This is a genomic window from Clostridium tanneri, assembly GCF_033659955.1.
GTDB classification, from domain to species: Bacteria; Bacillota; Clostridia; order Clostridiales; family Clostridiaceae; genus Clostridium_AM; species Clostridium_AM tanneri.
Genome location: NZ_JARUJP010000004.1, coordinates 64,625 through 87,202, shown reverse-complemented (window position 1 = coordinate 87,202; position 22,578 = coordinate 64,625). Strand labels below are relative to the sequence as shown.

18 protein-coding genes and 1 pseudogene are annotated in these 22,578 nt (G+C 31.9%); 17 read left to right on the top strand and 2 right to left on the bottom strand.

Features of this window, described 5'->3' with window-relative positions:
• The first annotated feature begins 31 nt into the window (after positions 1-31).
• The 17 genes and pseudogenes from rsgA to P8V03_RS04805 form a co-directional block, all read left to right on the top strand.
• Positions 32-1,114, top strand: a complete 1,083-nt coding sequence (gene rsgA / locus P8V03_RS04885) for a ribosome small subunit-dependent GTPase A (RefSeq protein WP_318796990.1) — start codon at positions 32-34, stop codon at positions 1,112-1,114.
• A gap of 455 nt (positions 1,115-1,569) precedes the next feature.
• Positions 1,570-3,216: a ribosomal protection-like ABC-F family protein gene (gene abc-f, locus P8V03_RS04880; RefSeq protein ID WP_318796989.1), complete on the top strand. Its 1,647-nt coding sequence runs from the start codon at positions 1,570-1,572 to the stop codon at positions 3,214-3,216.
• 266 nt (positions 3,217-3,482) lie between these two features.
• Entirely contained in the window at positions 3,483-6,086 is a 2,604-nt protein-coding gene (locus P8V03_RS04875) for a polysaccharide deacetylase family protein (protein WP_318796988.1), read from the top strand.
• Positions 6,087-6,100: 14 nt separating this feature from the next.
• The gene (locus P8V03_RS04870; protein ID WP_261673468.1) at positions 6,101-7,987 is read left to right on the top strand and encodes a glycosyltransferase family 2 protein; all 1,887 of its coding nucleotides are present in this window, start codon (positions 6,101-6,103) and stop codon (positions 7,985-7,987) included.
• Positions 7,977-9,656, top strand: coding sequence for a polysaccharide deacetylase family protein (locus tag P8V03_RS04865; protein WP_318796987.1), 1,680 nt, complete (start codon positions 7,977-7,979; stop codon positions 9,654-9,656). Before P8V03_RS04870 ends, P8V03_RS04865 begins: the two co-directional genes overlap by 11 nt.
• Before the next feature lie 62 nt (positions 9,657-9,718).
• On the top strand, positions 9,719-10,744 hold the full coding sequence (locus P8V03_RS04860) for a glycosyl hydrolase family 18 protein (protein ID WP_318796986.1): 1,026 nt from the start codon (positions 9,719-9,721) through the stop codon (positions 10,742-10,744).
• Between the two features lie 277 nt (positions 10,745-11,021).
• A complete protein-coding gene (locus P8V03_RS04855; RefSeq protein ID WP_318796985.1) occupies positions 11,022-11,390 on the top strand; it encodes a GNAT family N-acetyltransferase in 369 nt (122 codons plus the stop codon).
• A 653-nt stretch (positions 11,391-12,043) separates the two neighbouring features.
• On the top strand, positions 12,044-12,733 hold the full coding sequence (locus tag P8V03_RS04850; RefSeq protein ID WP_318796984.1) for a response regulator transcription factor: 690 nt from the start codon (positions 12,044-12,046) through the stop codon (positions 12,731-12,733).
• Positions 12,723-14,129, top strand: a complete 1,407-nt coding sequence (locus P8V03_RS04845) for a sensor histidine kinase (RefSeq protein ID WP_318796983.1) — start codon at positions 12,723-12,725, stop codon at positions 14,127-14,129. The genes P8V03_RS04850 and P8V03_RS04845 overlap by 11 nt, the downstream gene beginning before the upstream one ends.
• A gap of 383 nt (positions 14,130-14,512) precedes the next feature.
• The gene (locus P8V03_RS04840; protein WP_261673461.1) at positions 14,513-14,857 is read left to right on the top strand and encodes a DUF6483 family protein; all 345 of its coding nucleotides are present in this window, start codon (positions 14,513-14,515) and stop codon (positions 14,855-14,857) included.
• 204 nt (positions 14,858-15,061) lie between these two features.
• Positions 15,062-15,220, top strand: a complete 159-nt coding sequence (locus P8V03_RS04835; RefSeq protein WP_261673206.1) for a hypothetical protein — start codon at positions 15,062-15,064, stop codon at positions 15,218-15,220.
• Positions 15,221-15,448: 228 nt separating this feature from the next.
• On the top strand, positions 15,449-16,417 hold the full coding sequence (locus P8V03_RS04830; protein ID WP_318796982.1) for a DUF2087 domain-containing protein: 969 nt from the start codon (positions 15,449-15,451) through the stop codon (positions 16,415-16,417).
• A 78-nt stretch (positions 16,418-16,495) separates the two neighbouring features.
• Entirely contained in the window at positions 16,496-17,746 is a 1,251-nt protein-coding gene (locus P8V03_RS04825; RefSeq protein ID WP_318796981.1) for an MFS transporter, read from the top strand.
• A 161-nt stretch (positions 17,747-17,907) separates the two neighbouring features.
• Positions 17,908-18,654 (top strand): MerR family transcriptional regulator, encoded by a 747-nt coding sequence (locus P8V03_RS04820; RefSeq protein ID WP_318796980.1) that lies wholly within the window; start codon positions 17,908-17,910, stop codon positions 18,652-18,654.
• Between the two features lie 160 nt (positions 18,655-18,814).
• Positions 18,815-19,051: a helix-turn-helix transcriptional regulator gene (locus P8V03_RS04815; RefSeq protein ID WP_261673202.1), complete on the top strand. Its 237-nt coding sequence runs from the start codon at positions 18,815-18,817 to the stop codon at positions 19,049-19,051.
• Positions 19,052-19,504, top strand: coding sequence for a peptide deformylase (gene def, locus P8V03_RS04810; RefSeq protein ID WP_318796979.1), 453 nt, complete (start codon positions 19,052-19,054; stop codon positions 19,502-19,504). It begins immediately after the preceding gene.
• Between the two features lie 37 nt (positions 19,505-19,541).
• A pseudogene (locus P8V03_RS04805) lies at positions 19,542-20,047 on the top strand (SPL family radical SAM protein); the annotation flags it as partial.
• Positions 20,048-20,054: 7 nt separating this feature from the next.
• On the opposite strand, the gene P8V03_RS04800 reads toward P8V03_RS04805, so the two are convergent.
• On the bottom strand, positions 20,055-20,870 hold the full coding sequence (locus tag P8V03_RS04800; RefSeq protein WP_318796977.1) for a ZIP family metal transporter: 816 nt from the start codon (positions 20,868-20,870) through the stop codon (positions 20,055-20,057).
• A 169-nt stretch (positions 20,871-21,039) separates the two neighbouring features.
• Positions 21,040-22,392: an aspartate aminotransferase family protein gene (locus P8V03_RS04795; protein WP_261673199.1), complete on the bottom strand. Its 1,353-nt coding sequence runs from the start codon at positions 22,390-22,392 to the stop codon at positions 21,040-21,042.
• Positions 22,393-22,578: the final 186 nt, after the last annotated feature.

Here is a 22,578-nt window from a genome sequence, read left to right as displayed (position 1 = left end):
GACTTACTGTTTACTATGGGAGGAATAAAAATTGAAAAAAATAAATTTATATGATTTAGGTTTAAGTGAAAGATATATTCAAGAGGCTTCAATGTATGAGGAAGACTTATATATTGGAAGAGTTTCTGTTCAGCATAGAAATATTTATAAGGTTATTACTGAAGAAGGAGAGATTTTTGCAGAGGTTTCTGGTAAATTAAATTACACATCAAAATCTGCTATTGATTATCCAGCAGTTGGGGATTGGGTTTTAGTAGATAGAACTACTAATGAAAATGGAAATGCAATTATTCATCACATTCTTTCAAGAAGGAGTTGTTTTGAAAGAAAGGTAGCAGGAACTAGAGTTGATAGTCAAATAGTTGCCGCTAATATTGATATAATCTTCATATGTATGTCGCTGAATAATGATTTTAATATTCGTAGATTAGAGCGATATATTTCAATTGCTTGGGATAGCAGTGCAACACCTGTAATAGTGCTCACTAAATCAGATTTGTGTAATGATATTGAAGACAAGGTCTTTCAAGTTGAGTCTGCTGCCATTGGTATAGATGTATTAGTTACAAGTAGTGTATCTGAAGATGGATATTTGACTATTAAGAAGTATATTGGTAAAGGAAAAACTATAGCCTTTATTGGTTCCTCAGGAGTAGGAAAGTCTACCCTTGTAAACAAGCTTTTAGAAGATGAAGTTCTAGAGACAAAGAGTATAGGAAATGATGATAAAGGAAGACATACAACCACTCATCGAGAATTATTTTTAATTCATGAAGGCGGTGTTGTTATAGATACTCCAGGAATGAGGGAATTGGGAATAGTAAGTGCTGACTTAAATAAATCCTTCAGTGATATAGACGAGATGGCGCAAAGGTGTAAATTTTCCGATTGTCGTCATGAAGATGAACCTAAATGTGCTGTAAGAGAAGCCATAGAAAATGGGTTGCTTGACGCAGAACGATTTGAAAATTATAAAAAGCTTCAAAGAGAGTTAAAATATAGCGAGCTTAATTCCAAACAAATTGAGAAGGAAAAAATAAATGAGATGTTTGGTGGTATGGCAGGCATAAAAGAAACTAAAAAATTTATTAAAAACAAGAATAGAAGAAGATAACTGATATAAGGCATCTGTTTTTACAGATGCCTTGTTTAAAGTTGAAATATATAGCTTATTTATATCTTTGCAATAGTTCAAAGATTGACATCCATAGCAGTTATCTATATAATAATGTTGATATTAATAAATTTAACTTTAAGAAAGGGCAAGGTATTGGCAGAAATGAGAATGTAATTCACTTTTTATTTGTTTAATAAAATGAAAATTAAAATAATGGCCTAAGAGGGCTTTATTATCATGCGTTTTATTTAACTTTACGAGTGGATAGTGTTTTTGTAACTGGTGATAGTTTGTTCAAATAATCTGTTATTAATCTTAATTAGTTATTTGGGTCTCACTCTATATTGATTTAGAGTTTTATTTTTTATAGTTTGAGACTTACTTAAGAAGTATTAGGATTATTATATAAGTTATGACGCTATCCTCTCCAGGTTACAAGGAGGGGATTTTTTATGTTGTTAATGGAATGCAGCAATATTAAAAAATATTTTGGTGATAGACTAGTATTAGATGTAGATAACTTAAAAGTTTATTCTGAGGATAGAATAGGTATTGTAGGTGCAAATGGGGTAGGTAAGACCACCTTCATTAATATACTTAGTGAAAGACTTAAGTCTGATGAAGGGTGGGTTAAGTTATACGGAAAATATTCATATATATCGCAACTAGAAAAACCAGACAATAAAATAATTACAGATGAAATGGCCTCAAAGTTTGGTGTTGCAAATACCTGGGATGAGAATATGAGTGGAGGAGAAAAGACAAGATTTAAGCTTGCTGACGGTTTAGGATGTAACAGTGTATTGATATTTGCAGATGAACCTACCAGTAATGTTGATATAGAGGGCATTGAACTAATGGAAAAAAAATTTGCAGAATACAAAGGTGCTCTTATCCTTATATCTCACGACAGAAGCTTTTTAGATAAGTTGTGCAACAAAATATTAGAAATAGAAGATGGCAAAATAAAAATATATAATGGTAGTTATAGTAATTATGTTACTCAAAAAACTAAAGAGAGAGAAAGAGCTGAATTTGAATATGAGGAATATATAAAAGAGAAGAAGCGACTTCAGGCAGTGATTACAGATACTAAGCAAAAGGTAAAGAGCATGAAAAAAGCTCCTAAACGAATGGGTAATTCCGAAGCTAGACTTCATAAGATGGGAGATCAAAAGGCAAAGGCAAATCTCGAAAGAGCAGCAAAAAACATTGAGAAAAGAATAGAGCATCTTGAAGTTAAAGAGAAACCTAAGAAATATGAGGACATTAAATTAGATATAACAGATTCAAATAGGCTCCATAGTAAAATAATTATAGAGGGTAGGAATATAAATAGAGCATTCAATGGAAAAATTATATTTAATAATGCAGAATTTAGCATATATAATGAATCCAAAATAGCATTGATTGGTCCTAATGGATGTGGAAAAAGTACCTTGATTAAAATGATAATGAATAATGATAACTGCATAAAGGTTGCTCAGGGAGCAAGGATAGGATACTTTAGTCAAGATATGAGTATTTTAGAGGAAAAGCTAACTATAATAGAAAATATAATGGAAAGTAGTATATATAACGAAACTTTCGTTAGAGTTTTATTGGCAAGGCTGTTGATTAAAGGAGAAGATATCTATAAAAAAGTAAGTGCATTAAGTGGAGGAGAACGGGTTAAGGTATCCTTTGCAAAGATATTAGTACAGGACATAAACCTACTTATATTAGATGAGCCTACCAATTATATGGATATAAACTCTCTTGAAGTGGTAGAGAAAGTACTGAAAGAATACAGTATGACCTTATTGTTTGTATCCCATGATAGAAGGTTTGTAGATTCTGTGGCAGATAGTATAATGACTATAGAAAACTATAAGATAAAAACATTTAAGGGAAACTACAAAGAATATACTAACAGTAGAAATATACATTTAAGCAATGATAAAGAGGAAATAGAAAAACAGATTTTTCTATTGGAGAATCGTCTTTCAGAAGTTATAGGAAGACTCTCTATGCCGTCGAAGAAGGATAACGTACTAGCACTAGATAAGGAATACTATGACATACTAGGTAAGCTAAAGAATTTGAAGCAAAATAAATAGTACACAGGATGTTTTTTAAAAAAGGCTGCTGCACTTAGTGCAACAGTCCTTTTATATTAATCATGGATAGAAATTTTATATGACAAAGTGTGAAAAATTTCGCTATAAAGCTCAAATTTTCTTGTTTATTCATCAATATTTTATGATATACTTTTTATAGGGATTCTCCTGTTTTCTCAGCTTTTGTTCTTTAAATTAACATTTGCAGTGAAATTAAGGGAATCCCTTTCGAAATATTTATAAACAATTTTACATATGAGGTGAATATGGGGAAAAGACAGGTTGTCATTATTGCTGTAACTTTATTAATAATAAGTTCTGCAGGTATTTTTATATATAGAAATTATGATGGAAATATTAGGAACGGAAAACTAGTAATAAGTAAAAAAAGCAATTATGATGCATCAGAAGAAATAAAAAAAGCATTAAACTTATTAAATAGTGGTAAGAAAGCAGAGGTTATAACTAATATCAATTCATCATCTAACATAGTATCCTTATCCTTTGAAGGACTTAGCGATAGAGATACTATGAATAAAATAATTGCCATGCTGGATGAACAGGGGATTAAGGCGACTTTTTTTATACCAGGAATTAAAGCTGCTGAAGATCCAAGTGTGGTTAAAACAATCCAAAAACATGGGCATGATATAGGAAGTGGAACCCTTTCCTGGAGTAAGAATATGGAGAAGTTACCTGCAATTCAATTAGTTGCTGATTTCTCTAGAACTAATAAGATTCTAAAAACTATAACAGGAAAAGACCCTGTATTACTGAAGTGTAACTCTACAGTATATCAGGACAATATTTTAACAGCGGCATATGCATCAGGAAACAGCTATGTTGTTGGCAGCAATCATTATTTAAGTTATCAAAGCTTTAAAAGTTATGATGAGGCCTACAGCTATATAAGCAATTTAGATAAAGGAACAGTTATATCAATAAAATTAGAAGGGGTTTTAGATAGTACTGAATATGAAAAAAAGACAGCAGAAGAGAAGCCTGCAGTAGATAAACAGCCTGGTATAGACCAGGGGAAAGACAAAGAGAAAGAAGAAATTCATATAACTCAAACAGTACAGTGGCTTCTAAAGGCAATAGGTGAACAAAATAGAACTGTTGTTAAAGCAGTGGAGCTACCTGGTATTGAAAAACAGGATAAGTTAGAAAAGGACAAGTATAAGTTACGCAGTGATTATTACGTAAATAATGCATTAAGTGGAAAGGGTCTATTAAAGGATAGCAATATATTAGGTGATAAGAATAAGGAATTAGAAAGCAAGGAAGAAAATGAAAAAGTTACTAATATAGACCTCATAAACTTTAAAGAATTATTAGAAAAAAATAATAAAAAGCAGGCTCCTGTTGTTTCAAAGTTTTATACCACCCAAGAGGCTTTAGCTTATACCTTTAGAGGATTAAGTAATGAAGGTAGCCTAGAAGAGGTATTATTAGCACTGGACAAGGTTAATGCTAAGGGAACCTTTTTCGTAACAAAGGATGAAATATTAAAATATCCGGATAGGATAGACAAAATCCTAAGTAAAGGGCATGAAATTGGTAACGGCGGAATAACAACTAGTGTAGCTTTGCTAAGTAAGTCAACGGAAGAAATCTGTAGAGAAATATATGAAGTGGATAAGCTGCTAAAGGAAAAGGGAATAGCTACAAAGGCTTACATGGCTGGCTATGGATATATAAATTCTCAAATTCAAGAGGCTTTATCAGCAGTAACTAATATTCCTTCTCTTAAGAATTATGAATTGTTTACTTACTCAAAGGCACCTATTGTTAACAAATATAAAGGAATAAGCGCGAAAGATATTGTAGAAAATTATTTCAATATAGAGCATTATCCATCCCTTCAAAAGGGGGAAATAGTGTACTTTAGGTTAGACTCCAATTTATTTGAAACTGATGATATAGTTGCAGAGGTGGTAAAGCTAGTAACTGAAAATTATGTTGAAAAAGGTTATATAAACAGGTTTGATGAAAAATCAAAATCCTATGAGAGAGCTCAAAAACCATTAGGTTATTCCATAGTAGCCTTAAGTAATTTACAAAATACTATAGAGAGTTCATCACAATTTGGCAGATATGCTGTTAGAGGAAACTTTGAGCCTTTAAAGAAAAGAAGCTATGAAGAAGCGTTGTCTATGATGAAAACTAACTATATAGGCAATCAATATATAGATTTTGATAAAGAAGACAACATAATCATTGATAAAAGCGGAACTATTGATACAAAGGGAGAAAGTGTTATATTCTTCACCTTTGATGACTGGGGGGGAGATCCAGCAATAGATGGAATATTAGATGTACTAAATAAACATAAGGTAAAGGGGAGCTTCTTTGTAATACCAAAGTATACAGATGCTAACAATAATATATCAAATGCTAATCCAAATCTTCTTAGGACAATTGCCTTAAATGGCAATGATATTGGAAGTCATAACTATAACCATGAACTGTTAGAGGCTGATAAGCAGGAGCTTGAGAAGTCTTTAGTTAAATCCTATGAGGTTATGGGTAAGGTAGTAGGAGATTTAGATTCATTAAGACCATATTTTAGACCACCTACTTTGCTTTCAACAAAAGAAGGATTAGCAGCAGTATTTGAAAGCGGCTATAAATACTCTGTTAGTGGAAATATTACAACTCATGATTACGAAAGAACTTCGGCACAGGACATTGTTAACTATATAGAAAAGGGATTAATTAAAAATAAGGGAAATATAGTGGTAATGCATATGAATGACCAAAGCTATTATACTGCAGAAGCTTTAGATTTATTCTTAACTAATAATGAAAAAGGCTTATATGGAGAAAAATATAAAATTGCAAAGCTCAGTGATTATTTAGAAAGGTAAGTAGGAGTTGGGATATGAGTCTTAAACAAAAGATAGTAAAAAAACAGAAGGATGAAGAACAGGATATTCTTTTAAAGCCTCGTAAAGATAGAAGACTGTTATCAGAGGTTCCTGATAAGGAAGGTATAAGAACTACTATTGACAGAAGAGGAAAAAAAGTATTAGAGGATTATGAGGATGATCCTAACTTCTTTATAAAGAGTAAAAAGGCTGGAATAAGATATGTAATGCAAACAGAAGTTAAAGTAGTATGTAGAAGTGGCAAAGTCAGAAGCAGCTTCACCGTTAGATCCTTAGATGTTTCTACTACAGGAATTTTATTAGAATTAAAGGATGAAGAACAACTAAATATAATTAGTAAAGCTGATAGTGTCAAACTTAAATTTGAGGTGTTACCGGGAGCTATGCCAGAGGGCTATGAAATGAAGGTTAACATAAGCAGTAAAAAGGTTCGTAATTCTGTTACTCCAGAGGGAAAGATACTATGTGGTATGGAGTTTATTGAGAGTCTATCCCAGTACTCTAATAGGAAAAAAGACAGATATATATTGGTAGGTTCCAGTCTACTATTATTATTTATTAGTGCTTTCATCATACTAATGCGTGCAGAAAGTATTATATATTTTAAATTTAATAAATGGATGTATTTATATAGTATTATTGCAGCGGTATTTTTATTAAGTAGATATCTATTTGGTGTTTTGTACAAGCCTCTGCCAATGGATGTAAATTATACTCCCGGCGTTACTATTATCATTCCCTGCTTTAATGAGGAGGAATGGATAGAAAATACAATTTTGAGCTGCATCAACCAAGACTATCCTGTTGATAAATTGGAGGTCATAGTTGTAGATGATCGCTCTAATGATAATTCTGTAGAACAAATTAAGAAAACTATAGATAGGCTTAATAAAGAAGCAGAAAGGTTTGATACTCAAAACAGGGTGAAGTATTTTGTTCAGGAAGAAAACTTAGGAAAAAGAGATGCCCTTTGCAGAGGAGTTTTAGAGGCAAAGCATGATTTGGTGGTATTTGTTGACTCCGACAGCTTTTTAGATCCCTTTGCTATAAGAAATCTTGTTCAGCCTTTTAAAGATCCTAAAATGGGAGGGGTATCTGGCAGAACGGATGTGGCTAACACTTATACTAATGCTTTGACTAAAATGCAGTCTGTTAGATACTATATTGCTTTTAGAATTATGAAGGCAGCAGAAGCCTATTTTGATGCAGTTACCTGTCTATCAGGACCGCTGTCCTGTTACAGAAAACAAATAGTTATAGATAATATGGAGGAGTGGTTAAATCAAAGATTTTTAAGGCAAAAGGCGACTTTTGGTGATGACAGGGCTATGACTAATTTTGTATTAAAGGGCTATAGAACAAGCTATCAGGATACTGCAATTTGTGCCACTATTGTACCTAATAAATATAAGGTATTTCTTAAACAGCAAATGAGGTGGAAAAGGTCCTGGCTTAGAGAATCAATTATTGCTGGAAAGTTTATGTGGAAGAAGGAACCTTTTATGGCTGCATTCTTTTACATGGGGGTATTCGTACCTATTGCTGCACCGGTAATAGTAACCTATAATCTGCTTTATGTACCTATTGTTCATAGGATATTTCCTACCACCTTCCTTGTTGGATTATTGATGATGGCATTAATGATGAGTTTTGCACAGATGTTCTTTAGAAGAAGTACCACTTGGATTTTTGGGATGTTCTTTTGTATTTATTATGAAGCTATATTACTTTGGCAAATGCCTATAGCTTGGGTAACCTTTTGGAAATCCACCTGGGGAACAAGAATGACTCCAAGTGATATAGAAGCGGAAAGAAAGAAACAACAGAGAAGAATATCTAATATATTAGGGAAAAAGGGGGAAAATGCCTATGAAAACTAAGGAATTTTCTCCTGAAAGGAAAGATAGAATTAAGCTAGTAAGAAGTATACTCCAAGGGATAATTTTAATTGTAGTACTAGCACTTATTGTAAAGGCTGTACTCACTTTTTCTGAATATCAGCCTTATAATACAAACACTGTTTCCAAAGACAGAAATAGCGGCTTTATTGCAGTATCCTATTTTGGTGTAGACAGAACTGGAGATGATACGCTGATAAGTACTGAAGCCTTAGAAAAACAGGTAAAAGCCTTAAAGGATAACGGATATGTAACCATAACTCAGCAGGATATATTGGATTATTATAAAAAAGGAAAGCCATTGCCAGAAAAATCCTTGTTTTTATTTTTTGAGGATGGAAGAAGGGATACTGCAATATTTTCTGGAAAAATTTTAGAGCAGTATAATTATAAAGCTTCAATGATGACTTATGCAGATAAATTTGAAAAAAAAGATCCTAAGTTTTTAATGCCTGAGGATTTATTAAAATTAAAGAACAGCTCTTACTGGGAATTAGGTACTAATGGGTATAGATTAGAATATATAAATGTTTTTGATAAAAACTCAAATTACTTAGGAAATTTAGACTCTGTTCAATTCTCAAAGACAATATCTAAAATCAATAGAGACTATAATCATTATCTTATGGATTACATTAGAGATGAAAATGGAATTCCCTTAGAAAACTACGAAGAGATGAAAAATCGTATGGACAATGATTATAAGAGCATAGCTAATATATATAAAAGAGAGGTCGGTGAGGTGCCTGGTTTATATGCAATTATGCATTCCAATACAGGAAAGTTTGGTACAAATGATAAAACCAGTGATATAAACGGGCAGTGGATTAAAAAGTTGTTTCATATGAACTTTAACAGAGAGGGCTATTCGCTAAACTTACCAGACAGTTCCATCTATGATTTAACCAGAGTCCAGCCCCAAGCCTATTGGAGCACTAACCATTTACTAATGAGGATTTGGGACGATACTAAAAAAAATGTAAAATTTATTGTAGGTGATGAAGAAAAGGCTAAGGATTTCCAAGAAATAAAAGGACAAGCAGAGTTTTTAGATGATAAAATTATATTAACCTCCCTGCCGAAGGAAAAGGGAATTATTAAGTTGCAAAATAGTGAGGGTTATAAGGATATCAAGGCATCAACAATGCTGAAGGGTAATGTTATAGGTTCTCAGGCTGTATATTTAAGAGCCAATAAGGACAGAAGTGACAGTATATATGTTCAGCTCATTAACAATACCCTTAATGTAGTTGAAAATTTAAAGGGAAATAAAAAGCTGCTTTACTCTTTATCCTTAGGGGATAAGAATAAGGAATTTGACATAAAAGACCTAGGAAACAGAAAAGTTGATATAACTTTAGTACAAGATAAATTGACCTTAGCTATAGATAATAAAATCATATTAGAAAACCTGAAGGTAACCAACGAAAAAAAAGGAAGTGTTTTCCTTGAGTCCGCCTGGGGAGATTATGGATACAGCCAAAGAAACATTGCAGATGATGTTTATGACGGGGTATTTAAAGGTTTTAAAGTTACTGACATGAAGGATGAGATTTTATATGATTCATCCCTAAAAGGTATGGAAGCTGTAAATTATAATATTAAAAATTTCTTTAATAAGCTTGTGAATTGGTTTATCAAGAATTTATAGAAAAACACAAGATTTTTGCAAATTTATTCATATATTTTGTAAGATAACTAAGGAGTATAAATATGAGAAAAAGATTGTTTTTTATTGGATTAGTGGTGTTGGCTCTATTGTTAACACCAGTTATGTATATAACAGCCAACTCAAGGGAGTCTAATTTAGAGAGAAGTGAGAAGAAAAGCTTTGGTGAGGATATAAAGAACCTATCCGCCTGGGTGGTGTACTGGGATTTAAACTCCGATAAGGAAATTAAAGCTCTAGATAAGAGGTTAAAAAATATTTCTTATTTTGCAGCTAACTTTGATTCTAATAATAAATTAGCCATGCCGGAAGATTTAACTAATTATTATAATAAGACAAAGAATGATAAATACAATAAGTATATTACAATTGTCAATGATAAAGTAAAAATTGACGGCAGCTACTCACTAAAGGATACAAGTTTATTAAAAGCTTTATTAGATACTCCTGATTCCAGAAGCAGTCATATTGAGGGAATTATAAATCTAGCAGTAAAACATGGTTTTGACGGTATAGAAATTGATTATGAACAAATAAAAAAAGACATGGGGCTATGGAATAACTATATATCCTTTATAAATGAACTATATGAAAAAGCTCAAAATAGAGGCTTAAAGGTAAGGGTTGTATTAGAACCTAACACACCTTTTGATAAACTTACCTTTACCGAAGGTCCAACCTATGTGCTTATGTGCTACAACTTACATGGTGGTTTTAATGAGCCAGGAGAAAAAGCAAATGCTGAGTTTATCGAGAATTCTATAGAGAGTATGAGTAAAGTTCCAGGAAAGAAGGAATTTGCAATTGCTACAGGAGGCTTTAACTGGGCAGCTAACGGTAAAACCACTTCTGTTACAGAAGCTCAGGCTGTAAGTTTACTAAAGCAGTATAAGGCTACAGCACAGAGGCATAAGGAAAGTCAAAGCCTATTTTTTACTTATACAGATGAAAACAATATGAAACATGAAGTATGGTATGGAGATAAAGTCACCTTAGACTCTTGGATGAAGGTTATAACGGAAAAAGGCTATGATGTCAGCATTTGGAGACTAGGAGGCAATTTGTTTTAGAGGTGGAAAATATAATAACTATTGAGTGCAAAATAGGTATTGATAACAATACATTTTGCACTCTTTTTGTCTTGAATTAAACTTTTATTTTAAGCCCTAGCAATAAAAATATATAGGCTTTATGGTATAATTTTCATGTTAACTAAATTGCAGCTGTAAAGTATTAAGAAATTTGGAGGAATAATTATGGATGAAATCGAAATAAGAAAGTTGGATAACAAAAAGGAAATTCCATATGATTTACTCCTTTTGGCCGATCCATCTATCGAAGTAATTAATGATTATATATAGAGGAGATTGTTATGTTGCATATATTAACGACAATATAGTTGGAGCTTTTTTGCTGGTTAGGACAAGACCTTTAACTTTGGAACTTGTAAATATTGCAGTTAAAGAAGTGTACCAAGGAAAAGGTATTGGTAAGAGATTAATATTAAATGCAATAGATATAGCAAGAAAGAACAATACAAAAATTTTAGAAGTGGGAACAGGAAACTCCAGTATAAGTCAGTTAGCACTTTATCAAAAATGTGGATTTCGTATGGTTGGTGTAGATAGAGACTTTTTTAAAATACATTATAAGGAAAAAATTATTGAAAATGAAATTGAATGTGTTGATATGGTTAGGCTAAGAATGGATTTGTAACGGTTGTAATTTTTCAGCTAAATATAACAATTGAAAAAGCAAATAATTTACGTTAACACTGTATTATTCAAAGTTAAATTTTACAGTGTTTTTATGTCGTGTAGCAAATATTATGTCTACTTATTGTCAAACCATAACAGTTAGGTATTGGTAAATTAATTCAAACTAATTTTGATGGAGTTGAGTTATGCTAAACATCGAAAATGGGAAATCACCAATTTATATTTTAATAATGATTGAAGTCATCCACCTTTGTTTTTTTCAAGAATTTATTTTAGTTCTTTACTTAATATTTTATTTTCTATATCTATCTCTAACTGATTATTTTCCTGCCTTAGCTTCTTCATTTTATATCAATATAAGTACCTTAACAAAACCTTAATAATTTTTAATAAAAACTTAGCAGTGTTTAGAGCAAACTTGTAATATTTTCTTACTACAATAATAAACGTGATAATCAATTACTCAAAGAGTACTAGAATTATCTATGGAAGGGGGAGTAAGAATTGATAAGCAAGTGAATTAAGACTAAATGATTATCAGTGGAGGAGGTAATAATGAAGGTATTAGAAGTGGAAAAATTCATAATTCAAGTGGTATGGAAGGCTTAATAAAATATGATATATAATTATTTTATGTAGGGAGGGATACAAATGGAAAAGGATACTGTTTTAGTCGTAGATGATGATAAAGATATAAGAGATATGATTAATATATATTTAGCTAACCAAGATATGAACGTATATACAGCAGCAAATGGAATAGAAGCTTTAGATATATTAGAAAATATTAAAGTTGATTTAATTGTATTGGATGTTATGATGCCTAAAATGGATGGAATGAAAGCATGTATGAAAATAAGAGAAAAGCTTAATGTTCCCATAATAATTTTATCTGCTAAAATTGACGATGCTGACAAAATATTAGGACTTACTATTGGAGCAGACGATTATGTTGGAAAGCCCTTTAATCCCTTGGAACTTTTAGCAAGGATAAAATCACAGCTTAGAAGGTATAAACGACTGAATAATAATTTCAATGCAGTTCAACAGGAAATAATACAAATTGATGAACTCCATATAAATATATCGACCCATGAAGTACTTTTAAAGAACAAGCATCTCAAGTTAACACCTTATGAATTTAAAATATTAGTACTGCTTGCCCAAAATAGAGGACAGGTTTTTAGTATAGCTTCTATTTATAAAAATGTATGGGGAGAAGATTATGTGAGTTCAGATAGAACTGTTACAGTTCATATAAGAAGAATAAGAGAAAAAATTGGAAAAGAATATAATTATATAAAAACTGTATGGGGGGTTGGCTATAAAATTGAAAATTAGATTTGGATTGAGATTTAAAATGGTAATTATGTTTTTTGTATGTGCATTTATATCAATGATTACTTCCACAACTATAATAAGATCGCTTATGCACGATACTGTAAATTACACATACAATCTTAGTTATACAAATATTAACTTTATTAAAGATTTCAAAAAAATATCACTTGATAGTAATAAAATAAATAAGCTTATAGAAAATTATGAAGAAACATATAAGAAAAATAATCTTAAAATATATATAGTAAATAGTAAAGGTATTGTTTTATATCATGGAACAAACAGTAGTGAAAAATTTATAGATTTACAACCATTTATAGATAAACAAATTGCTCTCCAAGATGAAATAAGATATGATGGCAATGAAAAAGGAGTTGATTACTCAAAAATTTCAGCACTAAAAGTTAATGATGAAATTTTTAATGTACTAGTAAAAGGAAGTACAAATCCAATGAATTCATATGATCTTATTCGCAAACATCAAGGAGATTTAGGATTTTTACTGGCGATGACTATTTTTACAATTATTGTAGCTTTTCTAACTAGACCAAAATTAAAATATATAAAAAAAATCTGCAGTGGTTTAAATGAAATATCTGAAGGAAACTTGAAGTATAGAATAATAGAAAAAGGAAATGATGAACTTCAACTGATAGCATCTAATATTAATAATATGGCAGAAGAATTAGAAGAAAAAATAAAAAATGAAAAGAACATAGAAAAATCTAAACAAGATTTAATAACTAATGCAGCACATGATTTGAGAACTCCTCTTACAAATATTATAGGCTACATCGAAATTATAAAGGAAAGAGGTTATAAAACTGAAGATGAATTACTGAAATATGTAGACATAATTTCAAATAAAGCAGAGGTACTAAAAAAACTAACTAATGACCTTTTTATGTATACAAAATTATCCTCAGGAAGTATAAACCTAAATATGGACAGCTTTAGCATAAATGAACTAATTGAACAGCTTATAGATGAATATATAATCTTATTTGAAAGCAATAATCTTAAACTCAAGGAAGATCTAATTAGTGAATCCATTATAATTAATGGAGATCCAGACAAGCTTGCTAGGATTTTTGATAATCTTTTTACAAATGCTATTAAATATAGTATAAAGCCTTCTAATGTAAATTTGAAGCTTATTAAAGAAGAGAAAAGAGTTGTTGTGTCTATAAGTAACAGTTGTACTGATCTTGAAGAAGAAGATGTAAATAACTTGTTTGAAAGATTTTATATGGTAGATAAATCGCGCTCAGAGAATGAAAATAGTTCCGGTTTAGGATTAGCTATTAGCAAAACAATAGCAGAGCTTCATCATGGAAAACTAACTGCGGAGTATAAAGATGAAGTTATAACTTTTAATTTAGAGATTCCTATGTAAATATTTTTATTATAATATTATGAAGCTGCAAGTTCCAACAAAAACTTTGCAACTAAAATCAAATGTTTTAAACCAAAGAGCAAATCTAAAACCTTAATTGGTTCTGGATTTGCTCTTAAATTTTTGTGACAATAGTTCATATGAGGATTAATACTTTACGCCGGAATGTTCTTATTTTGCATAACTATCGTAAGGCTAGGGTAGTTATCTACTATAATAAAAATCCGATAAAATCATTAAAAATTTAACAATACAGTATTAAGAAGGTAAAAGATTTTACTTTTGTTGTAAAAATAATCATATAAGACTGTGTAAGCATGGTATAATTAACACTAATTAAGTTAAAATAGTAATTTATTATGATTTTAAAGAAGGTGAAATATATGAATATTGAAAAATTAATTAATGAACTTGCTAAAAATATAGGAAAAACGGTTCTTAATAAAAAGGAAGAAAGTAATATACAGATAAGTCTAAATAGTATTAATTCTGGTGATATTCTTCATATTATTTTGAAGCGCCTTATCACTGACGGAGAATATAATAAGGCAGAGAATATACTTTTTGAAGCGATAGATAAAAATAATTCACAGGAAATTTATCAGGTTGCAATCAATTTTTATAACCTGTTACTTGAAAAGAGTGATGAAGAATTAGAAAAAGGAAATTTTTCAAGAAAAGAAGTTTACCAGGGCCTAGAAGATATTAAAAATATATTCCAAACATAATGTAGTACACAATTTTCTTAATATGCACTGAAATAATGTTGTAATTAATTATAAACTATGCTTCTGTTCACTAGATTACTTTTAATGTATTAGATTTAACAATGTGGTATAATTACTAGTAAATGGTACGAGGTTATGAAGAATGTGTTGCAAGTGCAATAGAGTAATCAAAAGATCATTCTATAATTACTGGAGGGAAAACTTTTGAATGGAGTTAAGCATATTTTGTTAGGAATTGCAATAATTTTAATTGGATGCTCTTTCATTATAAGTGAAAAAAGCAGTATGGGCGGATATGGTGAAGTAACTGTTTTGATAATAGGGCTAGCTCAATGTATACGTGGTCTTAAGATGAACGACTGAGCGTTGGGCAATGGTGTAATGTTTATTTATATTTGTGACTGAAACATTCAATTTTAATAGAGCAACTAAAAAGTAATTTATCGGAAACACCACGTTATTCAAAATTGAATTCGTGGTGTTTTTACGTAGTATTTTGAAGATTATGTTTATGTATTCAGCGCTTACCGGATTGACATAAACAAATGATAATGTTATTATATCTATAAAATTAATAGATGGGAGATAAAAATGGAGGATATAATTCGTAATGCAACTATAGATGATTTTAAAAGGGGGTATCTTTGGAATATAAGGGAAGCACAATTCGTTTGTTTAATATGTGGTGAGAAAATTAGTGAAAGTGATAATGATGCCAATGCTCATATCATAAAGCATGGAACTCCTATTGAAAGGCTGCTCTTACTAGATAAGAAGTATACTGGGTTGACTGAAATTCAAAAAGAGTTTTTGACAATGGTGTCAAATAGGTATAGTGACAAAGAAATTGCCGCCAAACTTGGATGTACAGAATCTACAGTGAGAAACATGAGATTTGCTTTAAGAGAAAGAGCAAGACAGGCAAGAGCTTTTCTTGCAGTTATGGAATTGGCAGAGGGGAAAGTATCAACGTTAACACCGCCGAAGCTTCGTGTTTTTCCCGCTAGAGAAGGAAAAAGAAAAGAATTATTGCCAAGGTTTGCCGCTTTATTTGAGCCAAATAAAGAATATACGGAAATAGAAGTGAAAAAACTCATTAAAACTATTTACGAAGATGATGCAACTATACGACGATACTTGGTGGATTATGGATATTTAAAGAGAACAAAGGATGGAAGTAAATACTATAAGAATTATAAGGAGAATATGATGGAAAAAATGGACAGAAAAGACCTTATTAATAAATATAAGCAGCAAGAAGTAGAAATGGGAATAATTAAAGTACATAACACAGTTACAGGAGATTCTCTTGTGGATATATGTACAAATTTATATAAGCCTTTTGAGGGAATAAAGTTTAGATTAAATGCAAGAATGTTTAAGTTGAAAAGATTACAAGAGGATTGGAACACTTATGGAGAAAATGCCTTTACCTTTGAAGTGGTGGAAAAGCTAAAAGCGAAGGAAGGTGCTACAGAGAAGGAAAAAATAGAGGATTTAAAGGAATTATTACAGATGTGGATTGACAGTCAAGGAGAGAGTTTGAGGTTGTATAAATAGTAAGGTATAAAAAAGTCGAAAATTACTACTGCAAACAGAAAATATTTAACTTATATATTAGTTTTGAGGAGTGATGGGATGGAAAGTTCGTCATCTGCAGATGCAGGTCTTTTTCAAAATAGATTTGTTCAAGTTATTATGATTTCAGGTATTTTACTGCAAATAGGAGTATGGGTTCGTAATTTTGCAATTTTATTATTTGTAATGGAGAAAACACAGAATAATCCCTTTGCGGTTTCGATGATTTCTGTTGCAGAATTTGCGCCAATATTTATTTTTTCTTTTATAGGTGGAACTTATGCAGATCGTTGGAAACCTAAACGTACAATGATATGGTGTGATTTGTTAAGTGCTGTTTCAGTGTTAGTGGTACTTTTTGCAATAATTTTTGGTACTTGGCAGGCTGTATTTTTCGTAACCTTTATATCAGCCATTTTATCACAATTTTCTCAGCCCTCTTCCATGAAATTATTTAAAATTCATGTACCCGTAGAAAAGTTACAAGTAGGCATGGCTATGTTCCAAACATTGATGGCAATTTTCATGATTATTGGTCCAATGATGGGTACACTTGTATATCAAAGATTTGGTATTAATATTGCAATAGCTGTAATGGCAGTTGCCTTTCTAATGTCTGCAGCTGTATTGACATTTCTTCCAGCTGACGAGAAAGAGAAAGATAAACAATTAAAGTCAAATTTCTGGCGGGAACTAAGCGATGGTTTCCGTTACGTTTGGGAGAGAAAAGTGCTTACTATACTTGGTGGGGTTTTTGCTGCAGCTGGTCTGGCAGTAGGGATTATTCAGCCCCTTGGAATTTTTATTATTGTGGAGAGATTAGGTTTGCCAAAGGAAAACTTACAATGGTTGCTTGCCACCAATGGTGTGGCGATGCTTATAGGCGGCGGCATGCTGTTAAGTTTTTCAAAAAAGATTAGTCCACAAAAACTACTTGCCCTTGGATTGCTTGTTAATAGCATATCAGTTATAGGCATTGGAATATCTAGAAGTTGGGCTATTACCCTTGGGCTTCAGTTTTTTAATGGATTATTCATGCCCTGTATTCATATAGGAACAAACACTTTAATTCTTAAACTTACAGAGGAAGAATTTGTAGGAAGAGTAAATGGGGTTTTAAATCCTCTTTTTATGGGTGCAATGGTAGTTACCATGAGTTTATCAGGATTGCTAAAGATTAAACTCTCTCTAGTAACTATGTATACGGTATCTGGGGTATTATTCTTTTTTGGTGTGCTTTTGGCAGCTCAGCTATTTAATATGGTTAATATAGATAAAGAAGACAAATTTATTTCTAATAGTGGACAATGAAAATTAGTAAGAAATAAAATTAATTAAAACTGAATACATAAAAAGATGCTATTAGTTCAAGGAAATTGATAGCATTTTTTATTTAAGTATATAAAAAATTTTAAAAGTAGTTGACTCTTACCTTAGGTGAGCCATTATCATTATAAATGAGGTGAGGAATTATGCTATATACAGTTAAGGACATTGCAAAGCTAACAGGAGTTACAGTAAAAACTCTTCATCACTATCATAAGATAGGACTATTAGAACCTTGTGATATTAGTGAAGCTGGCTATCGTCTATATGGAATAAATGAATTGGAGCGTTTACAGCAGATATTGTTTTATCGTGAGCTTGATTTCTCACTGAAAGATATCAAAACAGCACTTGAGGATGAACCCAGTCGATTGAGTTGTTTAACAAAACAACAGGAACTGCTTTTTGCGCGCAAGCAGAGACTGGAGCGTTTATTAAAAACTCTTGATGATTCGATTATTCTAACAAGGAAAGGAGAAATTATGGACAAATCAGCAATGTTTCAAGGATTTAATAGAGAGGAGTGGAAGGAGGCCTTAAAGGAGCAGGGTGAGCATCTTAAGGAAAAATATGATTATGATATGATGAAAGAAAATAACTTTGAAGTTGATGAGATGAATGAAAAGGCAAAGGAAGCCCAGAATTTTATGACAAAGGTAGCAGAGGCTTTGAGAGAGGGATGGAAACCAAGTGATGAAAGGCTGCAAAAAATACTAGAGGAGCATATTAGATTCTTAAATAATAATGGTACAGAAGTAGATGCAAAGACTTTTTCGATGCAGACAAGATTCTTTTTAGAAGATGATTTTCATCGTAATATGCTTGAAAGCCAACAAATAGGATTTAGCTACTATCTTTGTATTGCAGCAGAAATGTATGCTGCTGGAAAGTAATTTAAAAAATGTTTTTTTAGTTATGCAATAAGTATTGAGTAGGAGAGGTAAGTACATCTTATCTCTCCTTTATTTTATATCTATTGTAAGGTTAACTTGACACAAGAGTAAAATATTGCTATATTTATAATGTAAGGTAAACATTACATGGAGGTAAATAATGAAGAATAGGTTAAAAGAATTACGTGAGTCTATGGGGTTAACACAAGAACAGTTAGGCCAACTTGTAGGAGTATCAAGACAAGCAATCAACTCTATTGAAACAGAAAAGTTTGAACCATCTATATGGTTGGCTTATGATATTTGCAAAGTATTTCATAGTACCATAGAGGAAGTTTTTATATTTGAAGAAAGTGAAAGAAAATCAAGAGCACAGCAAAGGAGAGGTGTAGTTTAAATGGCATTAAGACAAATTAGACTTTTTGAGGATGAAATATTAAGAAAAAAGAGTAGAGCAGTTGAAGTAGTAGATGATAAAATAAGACAAATTTTAGATGATATGGCTGATACTATGTATAATACAGAAAATGGTGGAGGCTTAGCGGCTCCTCAGGTAGGTATATTAAAAAGATTAGTTGTGATAGACATGGGACAGGGACTTATAAAGTTAGTAAACCCAAAGATAATTATGAAGGAGGGAACTCAAGAGGTTGTAGAAGGATGTTTAAGTATTCCTAACACTTTGGGGAAGTTAAAAAGGCCTGCAAAGGTAACAGTGGAAGCACTAAATGAAAATGGCGAGAAAATTACCTTAACAGGTACAGGAGATTTAGCAAAATGCTTTTGTCATGAAATAGATCATTTAGAGGGTATACTTTTTACTGATTTAGTTACTGAATATATAAGGTAATACTAGAGCCTAAGGATTGTGAAAGGAATTGATAACAATGGACTTTATTCCTACAAAACAGATATTATCACCCTGGAAGAAAAATGATAGTTGGTTTGGAGTAAATTATAATATGAACATATATAAAGATTGTTGTCACCGGTGTATTTATTGTGATTCGAGAAGCGAATGTTATCAAATTAAAGATTTTGATACCGTTCGTGCAAAGGCTGATGCTATTGGAATATTAAATAATGAGCTTAAATCAAAAGGTAAAAAAGGGGTAATTGGAACGGGAGCAATGTCAGATCCCTATAACCCCTTTGAATCTAAATATAAGCTCACTAGAAGTGCATTAGAACTTATAAAGATGTAACCTCTAAGAGACTTGAAGCAATAAATAAACTTTCTTCTAAGGGAATTTTTGCAGGGATATTACTAATGCCTGTGCTACCCTTTATTGAAGATAGTAATGAAAATATTTTACAAATCATAAGATTGGCAAAGGAAAATGGAGCGAAATTTATATATCCTGCTTTCGGAGTAACACTTAGACAGAAGAAGGCTATTTCTAGCCTAAAGCTACATCAAGCATCATCATCACTGCAAAACCAATCATAGCACCAATTGTAGCTACATCTGAAGTGGTATCTTGCTGAGACTCTGGTATCAATTCCTCTACTACTACATATATCATTGCTCCTGCAGCAAAGGATAGAGCATAGGGGAGCATAGGTTTCATAGCTACTACAGCTATTGCGCCTATAACGCCTGCTATTGGCTCTACAATTCCTGACGCCTGCCCATATATAAAGCTTTTAGTCCTGGAAAAACCTTCTCTTCTCAGCGGAATTGAAACTGCAGCACCTTCTGGAAAGTTTTGAATTCCTATTCCTATTGCTAGGGCAACAGCTCCTGCTAAAGATGCTGATGGCAAATCAGCAGATATAGCTCCAAAGGCTACTCCTACTGCTAAACCTTCTGGTATATTATGAAGAGTTATTGCTAGAACTAATAATACACTTCTTTGCAAACTAGTCTTTACACCTTCAGCTTCTTCTATAGGAGCTCCAATATGAAGGTGAGGTAAAACCTTATCTACCAGCCATAGAAAAGCTCCTCCTGATAAGAAACCAATTACAGCCGGTACCCATGCTACCATATTTGCATCTTCGGCCATTTCTATGGCAGGTGCTAATAGTGACCAAAAACTTGCCGCTATCATAACTCCAGCAGCAAATCCCAACATTCCATTTAGTATTTTTCTGTTTAATGTTTTGAAAATAAATACTAAGGCAGATCCTAAGGCAGTTACAAACCAGGTAAAAAGAGTTGCACAAAAAGCCTGCATTACTGGAGTTAAATTAGAAAACCAATTAACTAACATAATTAAGCCTCCTTCTGATAATCATTTATGTATCTTTAATATATGCTTATTTCAATTATAGTATTATTAAATGCATATTTTAAGAGGAAATTTGAAATAAATTAAAAGCGATTGGTTAAACCAGCCGCTTTTAATTTATTATTATCTTAAAATTTACTATCTTATTACCTTACCATCCCTTTGCCTCTAGCAAAACTTCATCAGGAATATCTCCTTTTAGATATTCATTTATTGACTCTTCTATAATAGCTACTGCTTTATCAATCTGTTCCTTTGTTATTACAAGTGGAGGTTGAACACGAAGTACGTTATTAGAAAAGAAGGTAAGAATTACACCTTTTTCCCAACAGCGGTAGCATATCTTTGCAGCAGCTTCTCTTGCACGCTCCTTAGTATTCCTGTCAGTAACTAAGTCAACGCCTATACTTAAGCCCATACCACGAACGTCACCAATTATTGAATATTTGTCTTTCATTTCATTGAACCGTACTTTAAGATAATCACCTAATTCTTTAGAACGCTTCATAAGTTCTTCTTCTTTTATTACACTTATAGTAGCAAGAGCAGCACTGCAGCTTACTGGATTAGCCATAGTTGTAAATACATGTGCAGGGGCATCTAAGGATTCCATGATCTCTGATCTTGCAACAATGGCACTCATAGGCATGCCGGATGCTATAGATTTTCCCATTACTATTATATCTGGTTCTACATCAAAATTTTCTATAGCAAACCATTTTCCTGTTCTTCCAAAGCCTTGTTGTATTTCATCAACAACAAAGAGGATACCATTTTTCTTACATAGGTTATATAAGGCATGAACATATTTTTTAGGCGGTACAATTAGTCCTCCATCACCGGCTATAGGTTCCATTACAATTGCTGCCACTTCTTCTGGAGGCAAGTAATTTCTAAACTTATCCTCTAGCTCTTCTAAACATTCTAATTTGCAGCAATCTTCCTTTTTATCAAATTTACAACGGTAACAATCTGGATAATTTATATGATCAATGTCTGGCAATAATGGTCCGATTTTACGACGCATATTTAAACTTATAGCAGAAAGGGAAATAGAACCATAAGTGGATCCGTGGTAGGAACCAACAAAGGAAATTATTTTACTTCTGCCTGTATAGGCTCTAGCAAACTTTATCATCCCATCATTGGAGTCAGAGCCACTTAAGCCGAAGGCAACCTTTTTGCTAAAGTTACCTGGTGTAATTTCTGTAAGTTCCTTAGCTAATTTTACTAGAGCCTCATGATAAACATAGGCTGGGGTATAGTGAATGAATTCTTTTACCTGTTTTATTATAGCATCTACAACTTTTGGATGAGCTTGTCCGGTATTTAGTGCTGCTGCACTAGATAACATATCAATATATTCATTACCATCAACATCCTTCATTATTGCTCCACTTCCACTTTTTATAACTAAAGGATAATAAGGAACTCTGCAACCAGATGGAATTACTTCACTGTCCTGCTCAACAACACTATGACAACGGATAGTATTTTCTTTCAAAATAAACACCCCCATAAAATATCCACTATTATTAAATATATATTAATAAATTAACTATAGTTTAATAATACTACTAGTTACAGGAAAATACAACCAATTTTAAGTAATAATTAAAAAAATAAGTATTACTTAAAAACCCTACATTCTTTATTGAAGAATATAGGGTGAAGTCTATGTAGAAAGTAA